We start from the raw sequence: 21,668 nt of genomic DNA, 5'->3' as shown, positions 1-21,668 counted from the left end.
GGCGCTAGTGCGAACTGTTTCAACGCTAGCGCGAACTGTATCAACGCTAGCGCGAACGTCGGCGCAACAGCCCCGAGAACCCCAGACCCGCGAGCGCGCCAGTCACGATCAGCGCCACCGCGCGGGAGGGTGACCGGTCGTCGACTACAACCCTCGGCGAAATAATCGCGGGATCAGGTGGCGGAACATGTGCCAGTTCGAGGCTCCCCTTGGACGTAGCGGCCCAGGCCGTGCAGAACAACAGCATGCGTGAGGTGGTGAACACGAACACCAGCAAACCGATGATGGGGCCGAAGGCCACACCAGCGGGACCGCCACTGACTATCGAAAGATACGCCGCGCCAACTTGTTTGAATATCTCGAACAAGATCGCAGCCATCGCGGCAGCCTTGGCGGCGCTGCGCAGCGTGACCGGCTCGCGCGGCAAACGGGCGATGACCCACAGGAACACCGCCCAGGTCAACACCAACGACAGGAGGGTGGACACTACCCGCAGCACGACTGCGGTCATTGCGCCGTCCTCTATGCCGAGCCACGTGACGACCCGAGGGGTAATCGATCCACTGCTGACCGCAGACATACCGAGCGACACGGTCAGTGCCAGACCCAGGCCCAGTAGCGCCCGAATGTCACCGAGCTTGGTCCGAACGAATCCCTTGGACTCTCGCTGGCTCTCCCACATCGCCGTGAGCCCGTCGCGGACCTTCGAGATCCACCGAAGTCCGGCGTACGAAGCAATGAGCAAACCGATTATTCCGACGCTTGCGCGCGAGTCGATGGCCGATGCGATCAGATCGTTGATCGTGTCGCCCAAGGTGCCGGGAATGCTCTCGGTGATCTGCCTCTGGATCGAGTCGAGGTACTCGGGATGCCCCGCCAAGACGAAACCGGCGACCGCGAAAGCGACCATGAGGATGGGAATCAACGACAAGATGCTGAAATACGTGATCCCACCCGCATGGGAGTCGCCCTGCTGCGACTGAAATCGTTCACCCGCGCGTACCAGATGGTCGAACCAGGGACGCGCGGCGCGCTGCTTCTCGAGAAGGCTCGGCTCGTCTGAAACCTCTGTTCTCGCCGCCTCGGTGTCGGCCACTGACGTCCCCTCTTGGTAGAAGCTCGTACGTCCTCTTGACGGCCCGAACCCCGGGAAGCGTCGACCCGGGGTTCACCCTTTCGGGGTCAAGAATCCGACCTTCTCATACACGGTGGCGAGAGTGCGGGAAGCGACTTCACGAGCACGGTGCGCGCCCGCAGCGATGATGCGGTCCAATTCCGCCTCATCAGCGAGGTAACCGTCGACTTCAGCCTTGAACGGGGTGACGAACTCCGTCAAGATTTCGGCGGTATCGGACTTGAGATCTCCGTATCCCTTGCCCTCGTATCCCGCGACCAAGGTGTCGATCGGAACACCCGAGAGTGCGGATTGGATGGTGAGCAGGTTACTGACCCCCGGCTTGGCCTGCGGGTCGTAGCGGATCTCCCGCTCGTTGTCGGTGACGGCAGACTTGATCTTCTTCGCCGACACCTTCGGGTCGTCGAGCAGATTGATCAACCCGGCCTGACTGGCTGCTGACTTGCTCATCTTCGACGTGGGATCTTGCAGGTCATAAATCTTGGACGTTCCCATGATGATGTGTGCCTCGGGAACCACGAACGTCTTGCCGAAGCGGGAGTTGAATCGGGTAGCGAGATCTCGCGCAAGCTCGACGTGCTGGCGCTGGTCCTCGCCCACCGGCACTCGCTGCGGTCGGTAGAGAAGGATGTCGGCAGCCTGGAGCACCGGGTAGGTGAACAGCCCCACGCTGGCATGCTCGCTACCTTGCCGCGTCGCCTTGTCCTTGAACTGTGTCATGCGGCCGGCCTCACCGAACCCGGTGATGCAGTTCAGCACCCACGCCAACTGCGCATGTTCGGGAACCTGACTCTGCACGAACAGGGTGGCGCGGTCAGGGTCGACACCAACCGCCAGCAACTGCGCCACCGCTGTCTTGGTGTACCGACGAAGCTTCTTCGGATCCTGCGCCACCGTGATGGCGTGCAGATCCGGAATGAAGTAGAAGGCGTCGAAGTCGTCCTGCAGCGAAACCCACTGCACTAGTGCGCCCAGGTAGTTTCCGAGGTGGAAGGATTCTGACGTCGGCTGGATGCCGGAGAGCACGCGAGGCTTTGTCGCGGGCTTCTGTTCTGCTGGGGTCGACATGGTTCCGATTTTGTCACGAGTGGAATTTGGGCGGATTGCGGCGGTGTCGTGGTCGGACCGCTACCGGTACGAGACGGTGACGGGCGCATGATCGGACCACCGCGCGTCGTAGGTCTCGGCGCGCTCGACGACGGCTGTGTCAGCACGCTCGGCGAACTCACGGGTCGCTACCTGGTAGTCGATGCGCCAGCCGGAATCGTTGTCGAACGCCTTACCCCTGTAAGACCACCACGAGTACGGGCCCGCGACGTGGGGATGCTGCGCCCGAACCACGTCGACCCATCCCGAACCGTCGGCGAACAAGACGTCCATCCATTCGCGCTCGTTCGGCAGAAATCCCGAAGACTTCTTGTTGGCCTTCCAGTTCTTCAGGTCCAGTTCGGTATGCGCGATGTTCCAGTCGCCGCAGACCACCACGTGCCTCTTCGCAGTCTCGGCCGCGGCCGCGATGGCAGCCAGGTGAGTGGCGAACGATTTCATGAACCGTTCCTTCTCCTCCTGCTTCGGCGTCAACGCCTCACCCGAAGGCAAGTACAAGCTGGCGACGGTCAGGTCGCCGAAGTCGGCCTCGATGTAGCGGCCCGCGTCCAGAAACTCCTCGTCGCCGTGACCTAGCCGCACGGCGTCGGCTGGTGTGCGGGACAAGACCGCGACCCCATTGCGTCCTTTCGCGGCAGGCTCTGCTGACACCAGGTGCCATCCGCCCGCCAGAGCAGGTGCGAGCGTCTCGGCCAACTGCTTGTCGGAGGCCCTCGTCTCCTGCAGACAGACGACGTCCGCGTCGGTCTGTTCGATCCACTCGGTCAGCCCCTTGCGGGCAGCTGCGCGGACGCCGTTGACATTGACGGTGGTGATGATGCGGGGCACGGCAAGCACGGTAGCGGTGGGTGTGGCCGCACGTCTACCGAGCCGCACCGACGCCGCGTCGTCGTTCCATCACGACCGCAGCAGCGAGGACGGTGAGCCCGCCCACGGCGAGCAACGCCCCCACGGCCGCGGGGGCCGTGTAGCCGTAACCGGCGGCGATCACCACACCGCCGATCCAGGCACCGAACGCGTTCGCGATGTTGAGCGCGGCGTGATTGAGGGACGCCGCGAGGGTCTGGGCGTCGGCCGCGACGTCCATCAGCCGCGTCTGCAGGCCAGGGACCATCGACATTCCCGCCGCGCCCACGCAGAAGACGAGCACGAGTGCGGTGTAGGGATTGTGGGAAGCTATCGCGAAAGCCCCGAGCGTCACCCCGAGCGCCGTCATCGAGACGAACAAACCGGGAATCAGTGCCCTGTCGGCGAGCAGGCCGCCGATCAGGTTGCCTGCAATCATTCCGACCCCGAAGATCATCAGCGCCAGCGGCACGAATGAGAGCGGCAGTCCGGAGACACCGGTGAGAGTGGTCGAGATGTACGTATAGACGGCGAACATGCCGCCGAAACCGATCATGCCGGTGATCAGCGTCATCCATACCTGTGTCCGGCGCAGCGCTCCGAGTTCCGTCAGCGGATTCGTCACATGCATGCCGCCAAGTGCCGGCACCCAGCGCCAGATTGCACCGATCGTAACCAGACCGATCGACGCAGCGAGAGCAAAGGCGCTGCGCCAGCCCAAGTTCTGCCCCAGCCAGGAAGCCAGCGGCACGCCGGCGACGTTGGCCACCGCAAGGCCCATCATGACGAGCCCCACCGCTCTGGCCCGCTGACCTCGTTCGGCCAAGTGCGCGGCCACGAGCGCAGCGACACCGAAGTAGGCACCGTGCGGAAGACCCGCAACGAACCGTGAGACCACCATCAACCCATAGTTCGGTGCCAGGACGGTGGCTGCGTTGCCGACTGTAAAGGCCGCCATCAGCGCGATGAGCAGCGACTTGCGCGGCACGCGCGCGGCCAAGGCCGCAATGAGCGGCGCACCTACCACCACACCGAGCGCATACGCCGAGATGACATGCCCCGCGGTCGGCTCGGTGATGCCAAGGCCCGACGCCATCTCGGGCAACAATCCCATCGCTACGAACTCGGTGGTGCCGATTCCGAAACCACCGAGCGCGAGGGCGAACATCGCGAGCGAACGTGTGGGCGGGCGGCGCGCGACAACGGTGCGCCCGGGATGGACGGGGGCGGAAGTGCTCATAGAAGAACTTTCAACTGGAAGCGAATTTCTCAAGAGGCCGTGGGGCGCGCCTCGCCGTGCAACACCCCCGAACCGAATTCTCTTCCCCGCCCCAACCGGCGCCGACATACGAAACGGGACGTTCGACTAGGTGGAACGTCCCGTTCGTGTCGCTACCGCTTGCAGTGCTATGCGACCTACTGCTCAGCGATGGCCTTCTGCAGGTTGATGTCCAGTGCGGCCAGGAACTCCTCGGTGGTCAGGTAGCCCTGGTCACCCCCGACCAGCATTGCGAGGTCCTTCGTCATCTGGCCGCCCTCGACGGTCTTGATGACCACGTCTTCGAGTTTCTGAGCGAAGCCGATGACCTCGGGTGTGTTGTCCAGCTTGCCGCGGTGCTCGAGGCCCCGCGTCCACGCGAAGATCGATGCGATGGGGTTCGTGGACGTCGGCTTGCCCTGCTGGTGCTGACGGTAGTGGCGGGTCACGGTCCCGTGAGCAGCCTCGGCCTCACAGGTCTTTCCGTCCGGGGTCAGCAGTACGGAGGTCATCAAACCGAGCGAGCCGAAGCCCTGTGCCACGGTGTCGGACTGCACGTCGCCGTCGTAGTTCTTGCAGGCCCAGACGTAGCCGCCCTCCCACTTGAGCGCCGCCGCAACCATGTCATCGATGAGGCGGTGCTCGTAGGTGAGGCCGGCCGCATCGAACTCCGGTTTGAACTCGGTCTCGTAGATCCGCTGGAAGATGTCCTTGAAGGCACCGTCATACGCCTTGAGGATGGTGTTCTTCGTCGACAGGTAGACCGGGTAGTTCTGCTGCAAGCCGTAGTTGAGAGACGCACGGGCGAAGTCCTCGATGGACTTCGTGAAGTTGTACATGCCCTGAACGACTCCACCCTTCTCGGGGAAGTTCACCAGTTCGTGCTCGATCGGCTCGCTGCCGTCCTCGGGTGTGTAGGTGATCATCACCTTGCCGGGGCCGGGAACCTTGAAGTCGGTGGCGCGGTACTGGTCACCGAAGGCATGGCGGCCGATGATGATCGGCTTGGTCCACCCCGGAACCAGTCGCGGAACGTTGGAGATGATGATCGGTGCACGGAAGATCGTGCCACCGAGAATGTTACGGATGGTGCCGTTGGGAGACCGCCACATCTTCTTGAGGCCGAATTCCTCGACGCGTGCCTCGTCCGGAGTGATGGTCGCGCACTTCACACCGACGCCGTGCTTCTTGATGGCATTGGCGGCATCGACGGTCACCTGGTCGTCGGTCTGGTCCCGGTACTCGACCCCGAGGTCGTAGTACTCGAGATTTACGTCCAAGTACGGGTGAATCAATTTGTCCTTGATGAACTGCCAGATGATGCGCGTCATCTCGTCGCCGTCGAGTTCGACGACGGTACCCTCAACCTTGATTTTGGACATGGGTGCTTCGCGTCCTCCTAGGAAGTTTTCCTGGTTACACGGTTGCGGGCACACTTCGTGAGTGAGTCCGCGAACGGTTCGCTTATCAAACGTAGACGGTTGGTGCGATCTCGGGGAGACCACACCCAAACAAGACAAGCGTACTGCTTTGCGTGAAGGTCACGACAAGCGCCCGTGGTCCACACCGGTTCGCCCGTGATGCGTTCAGGAACCTGGGCTCGAACCTGGGCCGCCACACCCCCGCGGAGAACGAGGCTGCGGAGAACGAGACGAATTGCACAATTTCAGGATCAGCGAGAGCCCTTCCTGATCAGCCGCCCTCTTTCTGCGCTGAACTCCTCGCGAGATCCCTGTTTCCCCGTGAGATGCCGGTGCCGTTTCGTATCATCCCGCCGTAGCAGGCTAAGATGGCCGCAAGGTCATGAGTACCAGCGCAAAGCCCCGGCTAGCTGGTCGGCAACCCTCCACCGCGGTGGGGTGCCCCGGGTGATGACCGGGTTTCCTGATCCATATAGACATTCGGGTAACAAGCGCAGGTCCGACATCGGGGGTTCATGATGTGTTGTTGTCGTTGATGAATCAGCCACGCCCTGTGCGCAAAGGAATTCAGCCCTTCATCGCGCCTCGTCGAAACACTGGAGTGAACATCACATGACAGAGAACTGGTCGTTCGAGACCAAGCAGATCCACGCCGGGCAGACGTCCGACGCCACCACCAAGGCGCGGGCACTACCGATCTACCAGACCACCGCGTACACCTTCGACAGCACCGACCACGCCGCGGCGCTGTTCGGGCTGGCCGAGCCTGGCAACATCTACACCCGCATCATGAACCCCACCCAAGACGCCGTCGAGCAACGCATCGCCGCCCTCGAAGGTGGCGTCGCCGCGCTGCTACTCGCATCGGGGCAGGCCGCGGAAACTCTCGCGATCCTCAATCTCACCGAAGCCGGCGACCACATCGTGTCCAGCCCCCGGCTGTACGGCGGGACGTACAACCTCTTCCATTACACGCTGCCGAAACTGGGCATCGAGGTCTCGTTCGTCGAGGACCCCGACGACCTCGAACAGTGGCGCGAGGCCATCCGTCCGAACACCAAGGCGTTTTACGGTGAGACCATCTCCAACCCCCGCAACGACGTCCTCGACATTTCCGGTATCTCTGAGGTCGGCCATGACAACGGGATCCCGCTGATCGTCGACAACACGGTAGCCACCCCCTATCTGATCCGCCCCCTCGAGCACGGTGCGGACATCGTGGTCCACTCGGCCACCAAATACCTCGGCGGCCACGGCACCGCCATCGCGGGCGTGATCGTCGATGGCGGCACCTTCGACTGGACCCAGGGCCGCCACACCGGCTTCACCACCCCCGACCCGAGCTACCACGGCGTCGTCTTCGCCGAACTCGGTGCACCGGCCTACGCACTCAAGGCCCGGGTCCAGTTGCTCCGCGATCTCGGCTCCGCGATCTCCCCGTTCAACGCCTTCCTCATCGCGCAGGGCATCGAGACACTGAGCCTGCGGATGGAGCGGCATGTCGCGAACGCGACCGCGGTCGCCGAGTTCCTCGAAGCCCGCCCCGAAGTGGTGTCCGTCGGGTATGCGGGGCTGCCGTCGTCGCCGTGGTACGAGCGCGCGAAGAAGCTCGCCCCGCACGGCGCCGGGGCAGTCGTCACCTTCGAACTCGCCGGCGGTGTCGAAGCGGGCAAGCAATTCGTCAACGCACTCACCCTGCACAGTCACGTCGCGAATATCGGCGACGTGCGCTCACTGGTGATCCACCCCGCATCAACCACTCACGCGCAGCTCACCCCGGAGGAGCAGCTGGCCAGCGGCGTGACTCCCGGCCTCGTGCGCCTCGCGGTCGGCATCGAGGGAATCGATGACATCCTCGCCGACCTCGAGACAGGACTGAAGGCGGTGACATCTTGACAGTTGGTGAATTGCAGATCCTGCCAGCCGTGGAAGGCCGTCTCGGCTATGTCGACATCGGCTCCCTAGAACTGGAGAGCGGTGCGGTCATCCCGTCCGTCACCCTCGCGGTGCAGCGGTGGGGCGTGTTGTCGCCGAACCGGGACAACCTAGTACTGGTCGAGCATGCCCTTACCGGCGATTCCCACGTGACCGGACCTGCCAACGAAGACCACCCTTCACCCGGATGGTGGAACGGCATGGTGGGCCCGGGAGCACCGATCGACACGAACGAATGGTGTGTAGTCGCCACCAACGTTCTCGGAGGTTGCCGCGGCTCCACCGGGCCAGGCTCGCTCGCCGAGGACGGCCAGCCATGGGGCGGACGTTTCCCGGAGATCTCCATACGGGATCAGGTCGCCGCGGAGAAGAAGCTCACCGATCTTCTCGGTATCGAGAAGTTGGCGTCGGTCATGGGTGGCTCGATGGGCGGCATGCGCGCCCTCGAGTGGGCGGTCAGCTATCCCGACCAGGTCGCCTCTGCTCTCGTCCTTGCAGTCGGCGCACGCTCGACCGCCGATCAGATCGGGACACAGTCCACCCAGATCGAGGCCATCATCAGCGACCCCGACTGGCAGGGCGGAAACTACTACGGCACCGGCAGAATCCCCCGGACCGGGTTGGGGATCGCCCGCCGTATCGCGCATCTCACCTACCGCACCGAAGGCGAACTCGATTCCCGATTCGCCAATTCGGCCCAGGACGGTGAGGATCCGCGACTCGGCGGACGGTACGCCGTTGAGAGCTACCTCCAGCATCAGGCCGACAAGCTCGTAGGCAGGTTCGACCCGGCCACGTACGTGCTTCTCACCGAAGCGATGAACCGGCACGACGTGGGCCGTGGGCGCGGTGGAGTAGCGGCGGCACTCGCCACGGTGACCGCGCCGGTGGTCGTGGGAGGCATCGACTCGGACCGCCTGTACCCGATTCGCTCGTTGGAGGCTTTGGCGAACGACCTCCCGACCTGTGATGGGCTGCGGGTGCTCGAGTCCAAGGACGGCCACGACGGATTCCTCACCGAAGCCGAAGCAGTGGCGAAACTGCTCGTCGAGACGATGGATCTCGCCCGGTCGGGGCGCTGAGGGCAGAGGGGTCGTGCGACCCGCTCGGACCCCTATCCGGTTCCGAGCGGGTCGATCGAGACCGCTAGCCAGACGATTGCGCCGCCGACCGCGGTGAGCGCACCGACGTCGAAGGGCTTGCTGCGCACCGCCAGCAGTCCGACACGTTCGGACGGCATCATCAAGCGGAAGACTGCCGCCAGCAGCGTGGCGGCGCCGAACACGAACGCTCCCCTGCGCCACCGGTCAGCCAGTACGAACACCACGGCCACGACGATCACGGCGAGGACCGCCAGCATCGGAAGGTTCCTCTTCAAGAACCCTCCCCAGCCTGTCATCTCAGCCGAGAGACGCTGCGACACGCTCGGCTCTCTCCACGATGTTGGTGAGCAGGAAGGCACGGGTGAGCGGGCCGACACCGCCGGGGTTCGGCGACAGGAAGCCCGCAACCTCGGCGACATCCGCCGCGATGTCTCCGCGCAGCCCCTCCTCGGTGCGGCTCACACCGACATCGAGCACCGCCGCACCAGGCTTGATCATGTCAGCAGTCACCAGGCCGGGGACCCCGGCGGCCGCGATCACGATGTCCGCACGCCGAACCTCTGCGGCGAGATCCCGAGTTCCGGTGTGGCACAGCGTAACCGTGGCGTTCTCACTACGCCGCGTGAACAGCAGGCCGATTGGTCGGCCAACAGTGACACCACGACCGATGACGACCACGTGGGCCCCCGCGATCGGCACCTCGTAGCGGCGGAGCAAGTGCAGGATTCCGCGGGGAGTGCACGGCAGCGGAGCCTGCTTGCCGAGCACGAGCCTGCCTAGGTTGACCGGGTGCAGACCATCCGCGTCCTTGCCGGGGTCGATGCGCTCGAGGGCCGCATTCTCGTCGAGTTGTTTCGGCAGGGGCAACTGCACGATGTAGCCGGTGCATTCAGGGTTCGCATTGAGTTCGTCGATGGTGGCATCGAGTTTCTCCTGCGTGATGTCGCCAGGCAGATCGCGGCGGATCGAGGTGATCCCGACCTTGGTGCAGTCGTTGTGCTTGCCGCGCACGTAGGCGGAAGACCCTGGGTCATCGCCCACCAGAACGGTACCGAGCCCGGGCGTGATGCCCTTGGCCTTCAGCGCAGACACCCGTACCGACAGGTCTTCGAATATCTCGTCGCGGGTCGCCTTGCCATCGAGGATCGTTGCAGTCACGTGCCCCATTCTCTCAGGTTCGCCGGACATGCGTCAGGTCGGTTCCACCACGAGTCCATGGGCCGCCGCATACGCGATGGCCTGGGTCAATTCGATCCGGGCCTTGTTCAGCGACGCAACCGTCCAGAGGTTGGCATCGACGTGGGCTCCACGCAGATCCGCCCCGTCGAGATTGGCGCCACCGGTGCGGGCGCCGAACAGATCCACCGAGCGCAGCACCGCCCCACTCAAATCCGCGCGTACGAGGTTGACCTCGCGGAACCGGCAGTCGGTGAAGTCGAGTCCGCGCAGGTCCGACCCGCCGAGCGACGCGAGCGCGAAATCGCACTCATCGAAGGTAGCTGGCCGCATCCGGCAGTCGTCGAATTCCGAGCCGAGAAAGCTGCAGCGCCGGAACACACTGTGCCACAGCGATGCTCGGGCGAAACTACACGATCGAAACGCAGTTCCCGCGTGATGTGACCCGCTGAGGTCGGCGCCGGTGAAGTCACACTCCGCGAAGACCACCGACTCGGTGCGGAGTTCGCTCAGATCGGCATCGCGGAAGTTGCACTTCATGTAACGCCGCCGCTGCCAGACCTGCGAAGGGAGGCATGCGTCGGCGTAGTCCTCACCCACGACATCTTCCACCGGGTTCATATGCCCATTATCCGCCTCGAAAGGTGCACGCCAAGAGATCACCGACCCAGCATCGTCGACCATTGTGTGCCTCGAGATTTTGCGGCCGCTTGCGTCGAGGAGCACAGGCGAATTAAAGGAAAATTAAAGGCAGATTCAACGCGGAGCATGGCGTGAGAGAAATGTGACCCGTCCACCACAACCGACAGTAATTGTCTTCCCCTAACGTTATTGTTTTGTTATCATTTTCTGCCATCCGCTCCTTTGGGCTGAACAACACCTGGTCGCCAGCTCGTGCGACCAACTCGAAACGAAAGAAAGCCATGAAGAAGTCCGTTCGCACCGCAGCAATTGCATTAGCCGTCTCTCCACTCATCGGGCTGGCCCTCGCGGCGCCGGCTAGTGCAGAAACCACATACGACTCGGGCGAGCCCGTCCCGATCGCGGATCTAGTCACGGGCAGCTTGGAACTCGGTAACCTCATGGTTGGCGTCGGGAATGCCGGCGTGGACTTCGGCAGCCTGGGCACCGGCTCCACCAAAGAGTCCACCGGCTCCGTCGGCTCCCTCGGGTCCACCGATGAGGGCTCAGGCTCCGGCTCGAGCACGGGCAGCCTCGGTTCCAGCGAGTGAACTTTGGGCAGCTGACCCGATGCCGGCCCCGCTAACGGCGGGGCCTTCGCTCGTTCAATCAGAAATCCATCCTCAGAGTATTGCCAACAGTTCGGCTCCGGATTGTCGCTAGCCGGTTCCGAGCGGGTCGATCGACACCGCTAGCCACGTTCGGACTGCATCATCAAGCGGAAGACTGCCGCCAGCAGCGTTGCGGCGCCGAATACGAACGCTCCCCTACGCCACCATGTCGGCGGTCACCAGCCCCGGGACTCCAGCGGCCGCGATCACGATGTCTGCACGCCGAAACTCCGCGGCGAGATCCCGAGTTCCGTTGTGACACAACGTAACCGTCGCGTTCTCACTACGCCGCGTGAAAAGCAGGCCGATTGGCCGGCCAACCGTGACACCACGACCGATGACGACCACGTGGGCCCCCGCGATCGGCACCTCGTTCGCATTGAGTTCGTCGATGGTGGCATCGAACTTCTCCCGCGTGATGTCGCCCGGCAGATCGCGGCGGATCGAGTCCATGGGCCGCCGCGTACGCACCCAACGACGCCGGCGAAGGCCGTTGGGCGCCGTCGGCAATCATCGAATTCCCAGCCGAGGAAGCTGCAGTGCCCGAACACACTGTGCCACAGCGATGCTCTGGTGAAGATGCACCTTCCGTTGGGTGCGTACACCCATGATCCGCCTCGAAAGATGGAGCCGAGAGATCGCGGACCCGTCCGGCAATATCGTCGATTATCGCGGATAATCGCGCGCCTCTGCATCTTGCGCCGCCTCCGTCGAGCCCTGTCGAGGGATCACATTTCCGAACCGACACACGGCATGCCGCAAGTGAAGTGCGACACGGGCCGACAGTAATTGAATCGTAATCACCTTCCCTGGTGTTAGTGTTCTCTGTCACTCGCACTCTTGGGCTGCAAATGCCTGTTCGCCATTTCGTGCGATCAACTCGAGACGAAAGAGGGCCATGAAGAAGTCAGTTCGCACCGCCGCAATCGCATTCGCCGTCTCCCCGCTCCTCGGGCTGGCCGTCGCGGCGCCGGCCAGCGCAGAACCCACGGCCAATCCCGTCCCCGTCGAGGATCTGATCGCGGGCAGCATGGAATTCGGTGAGCTGGTCGCTGACGTCATGAACGGCGGCGTCGACTTCGGCAGCCTGGGCACCGGCTCCACAGAAGACTCCACCGGGTCCGTCGGCTCCATCGGCGACTCCCTCGGCTCCACCGATGACGGCACCGGTGATGCCGATGACGACTCCGATGACGGCTCAGCGTCCGACTCCAGCGGCTCCGCTGATGACTCCGGCTCGAGCACGGGCACGGGCAGCCTGAGCTCCGAGAACTGAATCTTCGGCAACTGATCCGACGAAGGCCTCGCCAATTGGTGGGGCCTTCGTCATGCAATCCCGAACTCTCGGCCTCTCTAAGACTCAAGCGTTCTCAGGGAAGTGGAGCCGACTCCGCAGCGTACTGTCCCGCCGGTGTTCCGAGTGATGTTCCACGAGTCGGACAGCAGCCTCCACAAAACCTGAACAGCCCCCGGCGGTGGTACGAACACCGTCCGAAAGCCTGGGCTCACAACGGAGAGAACCCGTCATGCACCGTTCACACAGCATAGCCACGCCCACAAACGGATTCACCATCAGCTGTGAACAGAAAGCGCGTACCCCGAGCGGGTCGAACTTGGGGCCACTTCAGGTCCCGTCAAGTTCATCCGGGAGCTTATCGACGGCGTAGCCCGGGTCTCGGGCGATCCCTTCGCCGAAGTCTCGACCGCCGAGGGCGGGGCTACCGCCGCCCGTTCGAACCCGACACCCACGACATTTACCGCTCAGATCCCTCGGAGGCGCGGTTCGGGCTGCTGAATGTCGGCATCTTGTTCTATCGTGCGATCATGTCGAGCCAGCCTGGAGTACGGACGTATACGACGGAGGATTACATCGCACAGGCGAACGAGCTGACCGACTTGATGGGCGCCGACTGGCTGGCCGCGCACTCAGCCCGTCCTCATAGGGATACGCACGCTATCGCCTTGTGGCTAGAACAGTACAGGAACACCCCGCCTGAAGGGCTATCCCGTTCGCAGCAGCTGTTGCAGATCGGCGAACTAATGTTCAATATCCAGGCTCTTCGAGATGCGGGCACGCAAAACCTGGAGACTCGTATTGACGATCTGCGGCTGGACGATCCAGATCGAGTCTCGAGCGCCATACACGAGATTCGCGTGGCTGCCGAGTATGTGCAATCAGGGCGGCGAGTACTTTTCATCCCAGAGGCCAGTGTTCAGACGCCAGATCTACTGATAGATGATTGCTTGGAAGTTGAATGCAAACACAAAAGTAGGGCTAGCCAGCAAGACAAGAATCGATTCGAGTTGTATCGAATTCTCAGTCGGAAGCTACGCGCTGCATTTCCCGAACGCGTAACCCATTCAGCTCTACTTCTCGACGCAATATTTCACATTGAGCCACGCCGCGAATTCATCGACCGTATCGTGGCGACTGCCCGGGAAGGCTTGGGCCGACCTCAACCGTCCCAGTTCAGCGAAACTTCCGATAGCCTGTTCACGGCCAATTTTAGGATCCTTCCTGCGGGCAGCGGACCTACGGCACTCGCACTCCCTAGAGGTGATACCGAGTTTGATCTTAGGTCTACGGAAGCTATCGCTGTCGATCAGAATGGAACCCTTGGTCGATTCATCAACCTCAACGTGGGGTGCGAGGTACGTCAGGACCGTGTCAAAAGCATAATTCGATCTATAAAGTCAGCTGCTTCCCAATTTTCCGGGCGCTATCCGGCGATTGTTTCCGTCGACATCTCGGCTATTACCGCTAGCGGCAGGGGTGAATCGCTGGCTTACCTCCACGAGGGCATACTCGCTGCACTGAATAGCCGCACAACGATATCCAGGGTTGAATTGTCGACCACCCACTTCATTGAAGAAGGCGAAGGTCAGGCTTATTGCACGTCAATCGAGGTGATTGACAACCCCAAAGCGCGCTTACCCATCGGCGGGAGCTGAGATTCCTAGCCTGCTGTCAGATATTGGACATCCGTTTCATGAATGTCGTGCACAACATGTCGCGTGTTCCGCGATTTCTGCCAAGTAGGGAACGACGCTTGGAGCCGCCTCCGCGACTCCCACCCACATGTCGGGTGTCATTCAATCGGCCATCGCCTCCTCCCACCAAGCCTTCCTGCCCATCACGGGGGATGCAAGGCTCTCATGAGCCTTTGGATCTGTCCCCGGCGTTTCGAGCCGTGGTTACGCCAGCCAAGGGCAAGGCCGTTCTCCAGCAGTGCTGCCATGCCGGGCTTGTTAGAGTTCGTTGTGTTCAAGGTGATGTTCCACGAGCCCCGAATCCCACCCAACACCGGCAATGCCATCCGCTTGGTTGCAGGCTCCGGTTGCGAACTGCATCTGGTGGGCCCACTCGGCTTCGACCTGTCCGAGCCGAAACTCAGGCGTGCCGGGCTGGACTACCACGATCTGGCGTCGGTAACGGTGCACGACAACCTCGAGGCGGCGTGGGCGGCACTCGAACCGGCCCGGGTATTCGCGTTCACGGCGCACGCCACCGTGTCATACGCCGACATCGCCTACGAATCCGGTGACGTACTGCTCTTCGGGCCCGAACCCACGGGTTTGTCCGAGGAGGTGCTGGCCGATCCCCACGTGACCGAGCGACTACGCATCCCGATGCTGCCGGGTCGCCGCTCGCTGAACCTGTCCAACGCCGCGGCACTGGTGACCTACGAGGCGTGGCGTCAACACGGATTCCCCGGAGCCGAGGGGTAGTAAGCTCAGCTGGGAACCGCCGCCGATGATTTTTGCGACGCGGCACCGAGCGCGATGTCGAGGAAGTCACGCGCCGCGCCGCGCACCCCGCGCACCGGATCCCACACAGCCAACAGGCGACGGGGAAGCGTCAGTCCCTCCACCTCGACCGAGGCGAGCCGGCCGTCCGTCAGATCGGCGGACACCGCCAGCGACGACAGCACCGCGGGGGCATTGCCCGCCACCACCGCAGCCTTCACCGCCGTACAGGACGTCAACTCCAGCAATGGTGGGACGCAGTGCGGCACCGCATTCTCGAGCGTGGTGCGTGTCCCGGAACCGGACTCCCGCTGGATCATCGGCGTCGCGGCGAGTTCTGACAGGGGAATCGGCGACCGGCGAGCCCATTCATGCCCCGGCGGGACCACCACGACCAGGTGATCGCGGCCGATTTCGCGCGACTGTAGCCCCGTCGGAATGTCTGGGCCCTCGACGAAACCGAGATCCGAATCACCGGACAACACACGGCTGATCACCTCGGACGAATTGAGCAGACGCACATTCGTCACTACGTTCGGGTACTTGCGCCGCATGGCGACGGTCCAACTAGGGACGAGGTACTCAGCGATCGTCATGCTGGCCGCCACGGTCAGCCCGGCCTGCCGCTCACCGCGCAAGGCTGCGACTCCCGATGCCAACTCCTCCGCGGTCGCGAGGACGTGGCTCGCCCACTCGAGGATGAGTGCGCCCTCCGACGTGGGCCGCACCCCACCGGTTCCCCTGTTGAACACCTTGATGCCGAACTGACGCTCGGCCGAGCGCACGCGCGCGCTCACCGCCTGCTGACTGAGACCGTGTTCGCGCCCGGCCGCACCCATGCTTCCCAGTCGTTCGACGGAGAGCAGGACGTCCAGGGCGCTGAGTTCGGGGACTCGGGGAGAGAGCGGCACACCGCAAGGCTAGTCCCACAACCGCAATATGTGGGCACCCAACCACAAGACTTCTACCGGGGGCAACGATCCCCCGGAAGTCTCGTGCGCATGACTCCTAATTGGTTCGCAACAGTGATGGGAACGGGCATCATCGCGGTCGTCGCAGCAGCGTTGCCCGCCGAGATCTTCATGGCCCGGATCGCGTCGGAGCTCTTCTGGCTGATCGCGGTCGCATTGCTTATCGGGCTGACGGCCGCGCTGGCACGCCACTGGGCCCGCCGCCGCGAAGACGCGCTCGGAGATGTGCGCAGCCACGCGATGTTTCCGTTCTACGGTGCGGTGTCGATGGCCGTGCTCACGGTCGGCGCCGGCGCGGGCTCGGCGGGGCGTGCACTTCTCGGAAGTGCCGCCGTCGGCACCTCGGCCGTCTTGTGGACCATCGGCACGGTCATCGGACTGGCTACCTATTTCGTCATGGTGCGGCGGCTGACACGCCCGCATCAGGTGGCTCCGACTCCGTCCTGGCTCCTGCCTGTCGTACCGCCCATGGTTTCCGCCGCCGGCGGCGCCGCACTCGTTCGGCAGCTTCCTCAAGGCGCGCCCAAGGTTGCGATGCTTGTGATCTGCTACGCACTGTTCGCGCTCGCCCTGATCGCAGCCCTGAGCGTCGCCGTCGTCGTCGGCGGGCATCTTCTGAGCAACGGGCTTCCAGCTACCCCACTCATCCCCACCGTGTGGATCCCGCTCGGGGTGATCGGACAGTCCGTGGCGGCGACCAACCTGCTCGGTGCGGCCTCCGGGCTGGATTGGCTTCACACGTTCGGAGCGGTCTACGGGATCGCGATCGGAGCATTCGGCGTGATCGCTCTGATGACCGTCGTCGCGGTGACCGCCCGAGCATTCTTGCGGGGATTGAGTTTCACCCCCACCTGGTGGAGCTTCACTTTTCCCGTCGGCACATGCGCGCTGGGGGCGAACTCCCTTGGGGTTGCCCTGGGTTCGGCCATGATCGTCGAGGTGGGGGTGATTCTCTGGTGTGCGCTGCTCCTGATTTGGGGAACGGTGACATTTCACACGCTGCGGCACGGCGCTCGACTGATGGCGGACAGGTTCTCCTGGGAGGTATTCCGGTCCACTCACACAGGACGAATAGCTGACAGTGCGTAAGAGGTCGGCCTTCTCAGCCCCCAGCTTCCCAGACCACAGCTCCTCAGACTCCGGTCTCGACGGGACGTCCGGACTGCGACCACGCGGACGTCCCCCCGGCGACCGACACGGCGTTGATGCCCCGCGCATGCAGGTACCTCGCCACCTGCAGACTCCGACCGCCCACCGCACAGATCACATAGACGGTCTCGGCGTCCGGAATCTCGTCGACCCGCTCGACGAATTCGCTGAGGGGAATCGGGGTGACGCCCGGCACCCTCACCTGTTCGTACTCGTCGGCCTCGCGCACATCGATGACGTGGGCTCCCGAACCCAGCGCCCTCTCGAAGGTAGTCAGGTCGACCTCGATCATTCCTCTTCAGCCTCATCTCGTTCCGGCGCCTGGCCCGCAGCCGGGCTGGGTGCCTTCTTGGACTTCCGGCGGAGACGGTACGCGCCGTAGACCAGTAATACGATGACTATCGCGAAGCCGAGCCAGGGAATCAGCACTCCCACGACGACGATGCCACCCTGTATCGCGGACAGCACGGAGTTCCAGCCCGCAACCACACCCTCCCAGAAGTTGTCGGGACTGGCACCGGGTCGATCGGACTCCTCGGTGGTGACGTCGATCCACAGTGTGGCCAGTGCAACCTGTTCGTCGAGTAGTCGCTGCTGAGCGGTGAGGCTGTCGAGTTCACCCTGACGATCCGACAGCGCATTTTCCGCCTCGATCAAGTCCGCCGTGCTCGTCGCCGACGCAATGAGTTCCTGCAGCCGCGAGACGGATGCGGTGAGCGCGGCGATCCGTGCGTCGAGATCCTGCGACTGCATCGTGACGTCACTCCTGGTAACGCTGATGCTGGTGACCTCGCCCAGTTCCCTCAGATCGTCCAGCGCCCGGTCGAGCGCATCGGCGGGCACCCGGATGGTCAGGGAACTGCTCGCATCCTGATCATCGGAGCCCGGTTGTTCGGTGATCTGATCGACCCGCCCACCGAGCGAGTCGACCTCGTCGACGATCTGACGACCGACGGCCACCGGGTCGCCCGCAGTCATCGAGACCTGGCCCGTGACCGTCTCCCTACGTTCGGTGGGCGCCTGATCTTTCGCGGATGGTTGCTGTGGCACACCGATCCCCACCGAAACCGAACCCTCCGGAGTCGGCACCGGAGCTTCTTCGAGGGAGTCGCTGCCGGAACCGCCGCACCCGGCGAGAAATAGCGAAGCAATCGTGACCACCGACAGGACGTGTCTTTTCATGCCCGAATGTTAGGGCGCGATCTCACCGGAAGTCCCGGGATTTCGCGGACACCCGCAAATCCATCAACTGCAATCGATCCGCCACCACCGTCACAGCACCCTCCGCGTTCTGCACCACGCCGCGAACCAGCAATGCCGGCGCCGTGCCGGCGAGTTTGCGGTACCGGGCCCACAGACCCACCGAGCACACCACGTTGACCATCCCGGTCTCGTCCTCGAGGTTGATGAATGTGACGCCGGCTGCCGTTGCCGGCCGCTGCCGGTGCGTCACCGCTCCACCCACGAGGACCCGGTCTCCGTCGGGCACCTCCAGCAATCCCGCTGCCGGAACCACTCCGAGCGCATCGAGTTGCGGGCGCAGAAATTCAGTTGGATAGGTATCCGGCGAGACTCCTGTGGCCCACACGTCTGCCGCGGCCAGTTCGAGATCACTCATCCCCGGCAGGGTCGGCGCGCGGGTGGATGCGCCGATGCCCGGCAACCGGTCGCGGCGCTCCCCCGCCGCGGCACCCGCTGCCCACAGTGCCTCCCGACGCGAGATCCCGAAACTGTCGAGGGCCCCTGCGGTAGCCAACGATTCCGCTTGTGCCGTAGACAGTTCCACCCTTCCGGTGAGATCGAGGAATGACGTGAACGGCCCCCCTTCGGCACGGGATTCGACGATCCGCTCGGCCAGCGAGGTACCGATGTGCCGCACTTCCCCCAGCCCGAGACGTACCTCCGATCCATCGGCCTCGACGGTGGCATACGGGAGACTGGCGTTGATGTCGGCGCCGTGGACCCGCACTCCGTGCCTGCGGGCGTCGGCCACCAGCGACTGCGGTGAATAGAACCCCATCGGTTGCGCCCGAAGCAGTCCGGCACAGAACGCCGCCGGATGGTGCAGCTTGAACCACGAGGAATAGAACACCAGCGCCGCGAAACTCTGCGAATGACTTTCGGGGAAACCGAAGTTCGCGAAGGCGTACAGCTTCTCGTAGATCCGGTCGGCCACTTCTCCACCGATACCGTGCAGATCGCGCATGCCCTGATAGAGCCGTCCCTTCAACTGTTCCATCTTCTCGGGTGAACGCTTGGAGCCCATGGCGCGGCGGAGTCGGTCGGCCTCGGCGGGGCTGAAACCCGCGACATCGACCGCCATTTGCATCAATTGCTCCTGGAACAGCGGCACACCCAGCGTCCGCTTCAACGCCTTCTCCAGTGACGGATGGTCGTAGGTCACGGGCTCGAGCTTGTTGCGACGGCGGATGTAGGGGTGCACCGAACCACCCTGGATCGGACCGGGCCGGATGAGCGCCACCTCCACCACCAGATCGTAGAAGTTTCGTGGTTTCAACCTCGGTAGAGTGGCCATCTGCGCCCGCGACTCCACCTGAAAAACCCCGACCGAATCCGCCCGCTGCAGCATCTCGTAGACGGCCTCCTCCGACAGGTCCAACTGCGCCAGATCCACCACAATCCCTTTGTGTTCGGCCACCAGGTCGATCATGTAATGCAGGGCCGAGAGCATGCCGAGGCCCAGCATGTCGAACTTCACCAGCCCCACTGCCGCGCAGTCGTCCTTGTCCCACTGCAGCACGCTGCGATTCTCCATGCGCGCCCACTCCACCGGGCACACATCGGAGATGGGCCGGTCGCAGATCACCATGCCCCCGGAATGAATGCCGAGATGCCGCGGATACCCCTCGATCTGGGACGCCAGTTCGAGGACAGCTGGCGGAATATCGGAGTCCGTCGCTGCGCTCGCAGTGTTGACACCCCCCGTCGCTTCGCTCGCAGTGTCGACACCCCCCGTCGCTGCGCTCGCCAGGCTGTTGCCCCAACGGCTGACCTGCTTGCTCCACGCATCCTGCTGGCCCTGGGAAAATCCCAGTGCCCGGGCCATGTCCCGCACCGACGACCTTCCGCGATAGGTGATGACGTTCGCCACCTGGGCCGCATACCGGCGTCCGTACTTGGCGTAGACGTGCTGGATGGCCTCTTCCCGGCGATCCGATTCGATGTCGACATCGATGTCCGGTGGACCGTCACGCTCGGGCGAGAGGAAGCGTTCGAACAGAAGTTTGTTGCGCACGGGATCCACGTTGGTAATGCCGATGGCATAGCAGACGGCAGAATTGGCGGCGGAACCTCTTCCCTGACAAAGGATGTCGTTGTTCTTGCAGAACGACACGATGTCATGGACCACCAGGAAGTAGCCCGGGAAATCGAGCTCGGTGATGATGCTCAGCTCGTGCTCGAGCTGCCGGTAAGCTTCCGGCCGGTCTGCCGGCGCACCGTACCGGTGGCGGGCACCGTCCATCGTGAGCTGACGCAGCCAACTGGCCTCGGTGTGCCCGGCTGGGACGTCGAACGGTGGTAGCTGCGGCGCGATGAGCCGCAGGTCGAACGCACACTCGAGCCCGATCTCCGCCGCACCACGGACGGCTTCCGGGTACGCGGCGAAAAGATGTGCCATCTCCTCACCCGACCTGAGGTGCTCTCCGCCTGCCGGCGGAAGATGACCGGCCGCGTCGTCGAGGCTCTCTCGCGCGCGAACGGCAGCCATCGCCATAGCCAGTCGCCGGCGCGCAGGATCGGAGAAATGCGCCGCAGTGGAAGCTACGGTCCGAAGTCCGTGCCGGTGCGCGAGTTCGGCGAGGAAAGCGTTGCGCTCTGCGTCTTCCGGGATGCCGTGACAGGTCAGTTCGACCGTGACCCGATCGGCCCCGAATCGGTCGATCAACTCACGCAACCGGCCGGCCGCGGCTTCCGGGCCGCCCTCGGCCAGCGCCTGACGTACATGTCCCATCCGGCAGCCGGTCAGGATCTGCCAGTGCCCTCCCGCAGCCTCGGCGAGCTGGTCGACGTCATAGCGAAGCTTGCCCTTCTCCCCACCCGCGAGATGCGCCGCCGCGATCTCCCGGGAAAGCCGTCGATACCCTTCCTGGCCCCGGGCCAACACCAACAGGTGCCCGTCCTCCAAGGTCAGTTCGGAACCGAATACGGTGCGCATGCCCAGTTCCTTCGCCGCTTCCGCGAACCGGACCACACCGTAGAACCCGTCGTGATCGGTGAGCGCAATAGCCTCGAGGCCGAGCCGGACAGCCTCCTCCACCAACTCCTCCGGTGGCGAGGCTCCGTCGAGGAAACTGAACGCCGAATGTGCGTGCAGTTCGGCGTACGGCACCGCGGAACTGCCACGCTCCTGATTGCCTGGCCGATACTCCCCGCGCTTACGTGACCACGCGGGGCTGTCGCTGCCGTCGCCCGGATACAGCGATTCCGGGCTGACACGCCCCGGCCTGCCCGAGAGGACCCTCTCCATCTCGGACCACGTCGGCGGACCATTTCCCCAGCTCATATG

19 protein-coding genes, 2 pseudogenes and 1 riboswitch are annotated in these 21,668 nt (G+C 63.7%); of the genes and pseudogenes, 7 read left to right on the top strand and 14 right to left on the bottom strand.

Annotation, left to right across the window (positions count from 1 at the left end):
- Positions 1–46 precede the first annotated feature (46 nt).
- The 5 genes from yhjD to BFN03_RS04000 form a co-directional block, all read right to left on the bottom strand.
- On the bottom strand, positions 47–1,096 hold the full coding sequence (gene yhjD / locus BFN03_RS04020) for an inner membrane protein YhjD (RefSeq protein ID WP_070377928.1): 1,050 nt from the start codon (positions 1,094–1,096) through the stop codon (positions 47–49).
- A 72-nt stretch (positions 1,097–1,168) separates the two neighbouring features.
- Positions 1,169–2,203, bottom strand: a complete 1,035-nt coding sequence (trpS, locus tag BFN03_RS04015; protein WP_070377927.1) for a tryptophan--tRNA ligase — start codon at positions 2,201–2,203, stop codon at positions 1,169–1,171.
- A gap of 60 nt (positions 2,204–2,263) precedes the next feature.
- The gene (locus BFN03_RS04010) at positions 2,264–3,070 is read right to left on the bottom strand and encodes an exodeoxyribonuclease III (protein ID WP_070380596.1); all 807 of its coding nucleotides are present in this window, start codon (positions 3,068–3,070) and stop codon (positions 2,264–2,266) included.
- 34 nt (positions 3,071–3,104) lie between these two features.
- On the bottom strand, positions 3,105–4,328 hold the full coding sequence (locus BFN03_RS04005) for an MFS transporter (protein WP_084385485.1): 1,224 nt from the start codon (positions 4,326–4,328) through the stop codon (positions 3,105–3,107).
- Positions 4,329–4,504: 176 nt separating this feature from the next.
- Positions 4,505–5,728: an NADP-dependent isocitrate dehydrogenase gene (locus BFN03_RS04000; RefSeq protein ID WP_070377926.1), complete on the bottom strand. Its 1,224-nt coding sequence runs from the start codon at positions 5,726–5,728 to the stop codon at positions 4,505–4,507.
- Positions 5,729–6,145: 417 nt separating this feature from the next.
- Positions 6,146–6,267, top strand: a riboswitch (SAM riboswitch).
- Positions 6,268–6,376: 109 nt separating this feature from the next.
- On the opposite strand from BFN03_RS04000, the pseudogene BFN03_RS03995 reads away from it, so the two are divergent.
- Positions 6,377–7,663, top strand: a pseudogene (locus BFN03_RS03995) (bifunctional o-acetylhomoserine/o-acetylserine sulfhydrylase); the annotation flags it as partial.
- Positions 7,660–8,784 carry a homoserine O-acetyltransferase MetX gene (gene metX / locus BFN03_RS03990; protein ID WP_070377924.1) on the top strand — a complete coding sequence of 375 codons (1,125 nt, stop codon included), beginning with the start codon at positions 7,660–7,662 and terminating at the stop codon, positions 8,782–8,784. The pseudogene BFN03_RS03995 and the gene metX, both read left to right, overlap by 4 nt.
- 32 nt (positions 8,785–8,816) lie before the next feature.
- On the opposite strand, the gene BFN03_RS03985 is transcribed toward metX, so the two are convergent.
- From BFN03_RS03985 to BFN03_RS03975, 3 genes are read right to left on the bottom strand one after another with little or no spacing between them, the layout of a single operon-like run.
- Positions 8,817–9,101, bottom strand: a complete 285-nt coding sequence (locus tag BFN03_RS03985) for a DUF3017 domain-containing protein (RefSeq protein ID WP_070377923.1) — start codon at positions 9,099–9,101, stop codon at positions 8,817–8,819.
- A gap of 1 nt (position 9,102) precedes the next feature.
- Entirely contained in the window at positions 9,103–9,963 is an 861-nt protein-coding gene (locus BFN03_RS03980; protein WP_198163377.1) for a bifunctional methylenetetrahydrofolate dehydrogenase/methenyltetrahydrofolate cyclohydrolase, read from the bottom strand.
- Between the two features lie 33 nt (positions 9,964–9,996).
- The gene (locus BFN03_RS03975) at positions 9,997–10,602 is read right to left on the bottom strand and encodes a pentapeptide repeat-containing protein (protein ID WP_070377921.1); all 606 of its coding nucleotides are present in this window, start codon (positions 10,600–10,602) and stop codon (positions 9,997–9,999) included.
- Between the two features lie 302 nt (positions 10,603–10,904).
- On the opposite strand from BFN03_RS03975, the gene BFN03_RS03970 reads away from it, so the two are divergent.
- Entirely contained in the window at positions 10,905–11,213 is a 309-nt protein-coding gene (locus tag BFN03_RS03970) for a hypothetical protein (protein ID WP_070377920.1), read from the top strand.
- A 140-nt stretch (positions 11,214–11,353) separates the two neighbouring features.
- On the opposite strand, the gene BFN03_RS20755 is transcribed toward BFN03_RS03970, so the two are convergent.
- Positions 11,354–11,401 (bottom strand): hypothetical protein, encoded by a 48-nt coding sequence (locus tag BFN03_RS20755; RefSeq protein WP_084385734.1) that lies wholly within the window; start codon positions 11,399–11,401, stop codon positions 11,354–11,356.
- Positions 11,402–11,435: 34 nt separating this feature from the next.
- Positions 11,436–11,720, bottom strand: a pseudogene (locus BFN03_RS03965) (hypothetical protein); the annotation flags it as partial.
- Between the two features lie 451 nt (positions 11,721–12,171).
- Between BFN03_RS03965 and BFN03_RS03960 the strand changes: the two are divergent.
- The 3 genes from BFN03_RS03960 to BFN03_RS03950 all read left to right on the top strand — a co-directional run bounded on the left by BFN03_RS03960 (position 12,172) and on the right by BFN03_RS03950 (position 15,002).
- Entirely contained in the window at positions 12,172–12,549 is a 378-nt protein-coding gene (locus BFN03_RS03960; protein WP_070377918.1) for a hypothetical protein, read from the top strand.
- Between the two features lie 548 nt (positions 12,550–13,097).
- Complete coding sequence (locus BFN03_RS03955) at positions 13,098–14,225, top strand: hypothetical protein (protein ID WP_070377917.1); 1,128 nt, start codon at positions 13,098–13,100, stop codon at positions 14,223–14,225.
- A 309-nt stretch (positions 14,226–14,534) separates the two neighbouring features.
- Complete coding sequence (locus tag BFN03_RS03950) at positions 14,535–15,002, top strand: tRNA (cytidine(34)-2'-O)-methyltransferase (protein ID WP_070377916.1); 468 nt, start codon at positions 14,535–14,537, stop codon at positions 15,000–15,002.
- 5 nt (positions 15,003–15,007) lie between these two features.
- Here the strand turns inward: BFN03_RS03950 and BFN03_RS03945 are convergent, their stop codons facing one another.
- On the bottom strand, positions 15,008–15,931 hold the full coding sequence (locus BFN03_RS03945) for a LysR family transcriptional regulator (protein WP_070377915.1): 924 nt from the start codon (positions 15,929–15,931) through the stop codon (positions 15,008–15,010).
- 90 nt (positions 15,932–16,021) lie between these two features.
- Here BFN03_RS03945 and BFN03_RS03940 point away from each other — a divergent pair, with 90 nt between their 5' ends.
- A complete protein-coding gene (locus tag BFN03_RS03940; RefSeq protein ID WP_070377914.1) occupies positions 16,022–17,080 on the top strand; it encodes a TDT family transporter in 1,059 nt (352 codons plus the stop codon).
- A gap of 43 nt (positions 17,081–17,123) precedes the next feature.
- Here BFN03_RS03940 and BFN03_RS03935 read toward each other — a convergent pair whose 3' ends face one another.
- From BFN03_RS03935 to BFN03_RS03925, 3 genes are read right to left on the bottom strand one after another with little or no spacing between them, the layout of a single operon-like run.
- On the bottom strand, positions 17,124–17,432 hold the full coding sequence (locus BFN03_RS03935) for a rhodanese-like domain-containing protein (RefSeq protein WP_070377913.1): 309 nt from the start codon (positions 17,430–17,432) through the stop codon (positions 17,124–17,126).
- Positions 17,429–18,322, bottom strand: a complete 894-nt coding sequence (locus tag BFN03_RS03930; RefSeq protein ID WP_070377912.1) for a DUF4349 domain-containing protein — start codon at positions 18,320–18,322, stop codon at positions 17,429–17,431. Before BFN03_RS03930 ends, BFN03_RS03935 begins: the two co-directional genes overlap by 4 nt.
- 22 nt (positions 18,323–18,344) lie before the next feature.
- Complete coding sequence (locus BFN03_RS03925; RefSeq protein ID WP_070377911.1) at positions 18,345–21,665, bottom strand: error-prone DNA polymerase; 3,321 nt, start codon at positions 21,663–21,665, stop codon at positions 18,345–18,347.
- Positions 21,666–21,668: the final 3 nt, after the last annotated feature.

Source organism: Rhodococcus sp. WMMA185 (assembly GCF_001767395.1).
Taxonomy (GTDB): Bacteria; Actinomycetota; Actinomycetes; order Mycobacteriales; family Mycobacteriaceae; genus Rhodococcus_F.
This window is presented reverse-complemented; position numbering and strand designations above follow the sequence as displayed.

What these genes read in the sequence shown, in the direction of transcription:
- trpS (WP_070377927.1), bottom strand. Translation starts at nt 2,203, where the DNA reads ATGTCGACCCCAGCAGAACAGAAGCCCGCGACAAAGCCTCGCGTGCTC.
- BFN03_RS04005 (WP_084385485.1), bottom strand. Translation starts at nt 4,328, where the DNA reads ATGAGCACTTCCGCCCCCGTCCATCCCGGGCGCACCGTTGTCGCGCGC.
- BFN03_RS04000 (WP_070377926.1), bottom strand. Translation starts at nt 5,728, where the DNA reads ATGTCCAAAATCAAGGTTGAGGGTACCGTCGTCGAACTCGACGGCGAC.
- BFN03_RS03985 (WP_070377923.1), bottom strand. Translation starts at nt 9,101, where the DNA reads ATGACAGGCTGGGGAGGGTTCTTGAAGAGGAACCTTCCGATGCTGGCG.
- BFN03_RS03975 (WP_070377921.1), bottom strand. Translation starts at nt 10,602, where the DNA reads ATGAACCCGGTGGAAGATGTCGTGGGTGAGGACTACGCCGACGCATGC.
- BFN03_RS03970 (WP_070377920.1), top strand. Translation starts at nt 10,905, where the DNA reads ATGAAGAAGTCCGTTCGCACCGCAGCAATTGCATTAGCCGTCTCTCCA.
- BFN03_RS03960 (WP_070377918.1), top strand. Translation starts at nt 12,172, where the DNA reads ATGAAGAAGTCAGTTCGCACCGCCGCAATCGCATTCGCCGTCTCCCCG.
- BFN03_RS03955 (WP_070377917.1), top strand. Translation starts at nt 13,098, where the DNA reads ATGTCGAGCCAGCCTGGAGTACGGACGTATACGACGGAGGATTACATC.
- BFN03_RS03940 (WP_070377914.1), top strand. Translation starts at nt 16,022, where the DNA reads ATGACTCCTAATTGGTTCGCAACAGTGATGGGAACGGGCATCATCGCG.
- BFN03_RS03935 (WP_070377913.1), bottom strand. Translation starts at nt 17,432, where the DNA reads ATGATCGAGGTCGACCTGACTACCTTCGAGAGGGCGCTGGGTTCGGGA.
- BFN03_RS03930 (WP_070377912.1), bottom strand. Translation starts at nt 18,322, where the DNA reads ATGAAAAGACACGTCCTGTCGGTGGTCACGATTGCTTCGCTATTTCTC.
- BFN03_RS03925 (WP_070377911.1), bottom strand. Translation starts at nt 21,665, where the DNA reads ATGAGCTGGGGAAATGGTCCGCCGACGTGGTCCGAGATGGAGAGGGTC.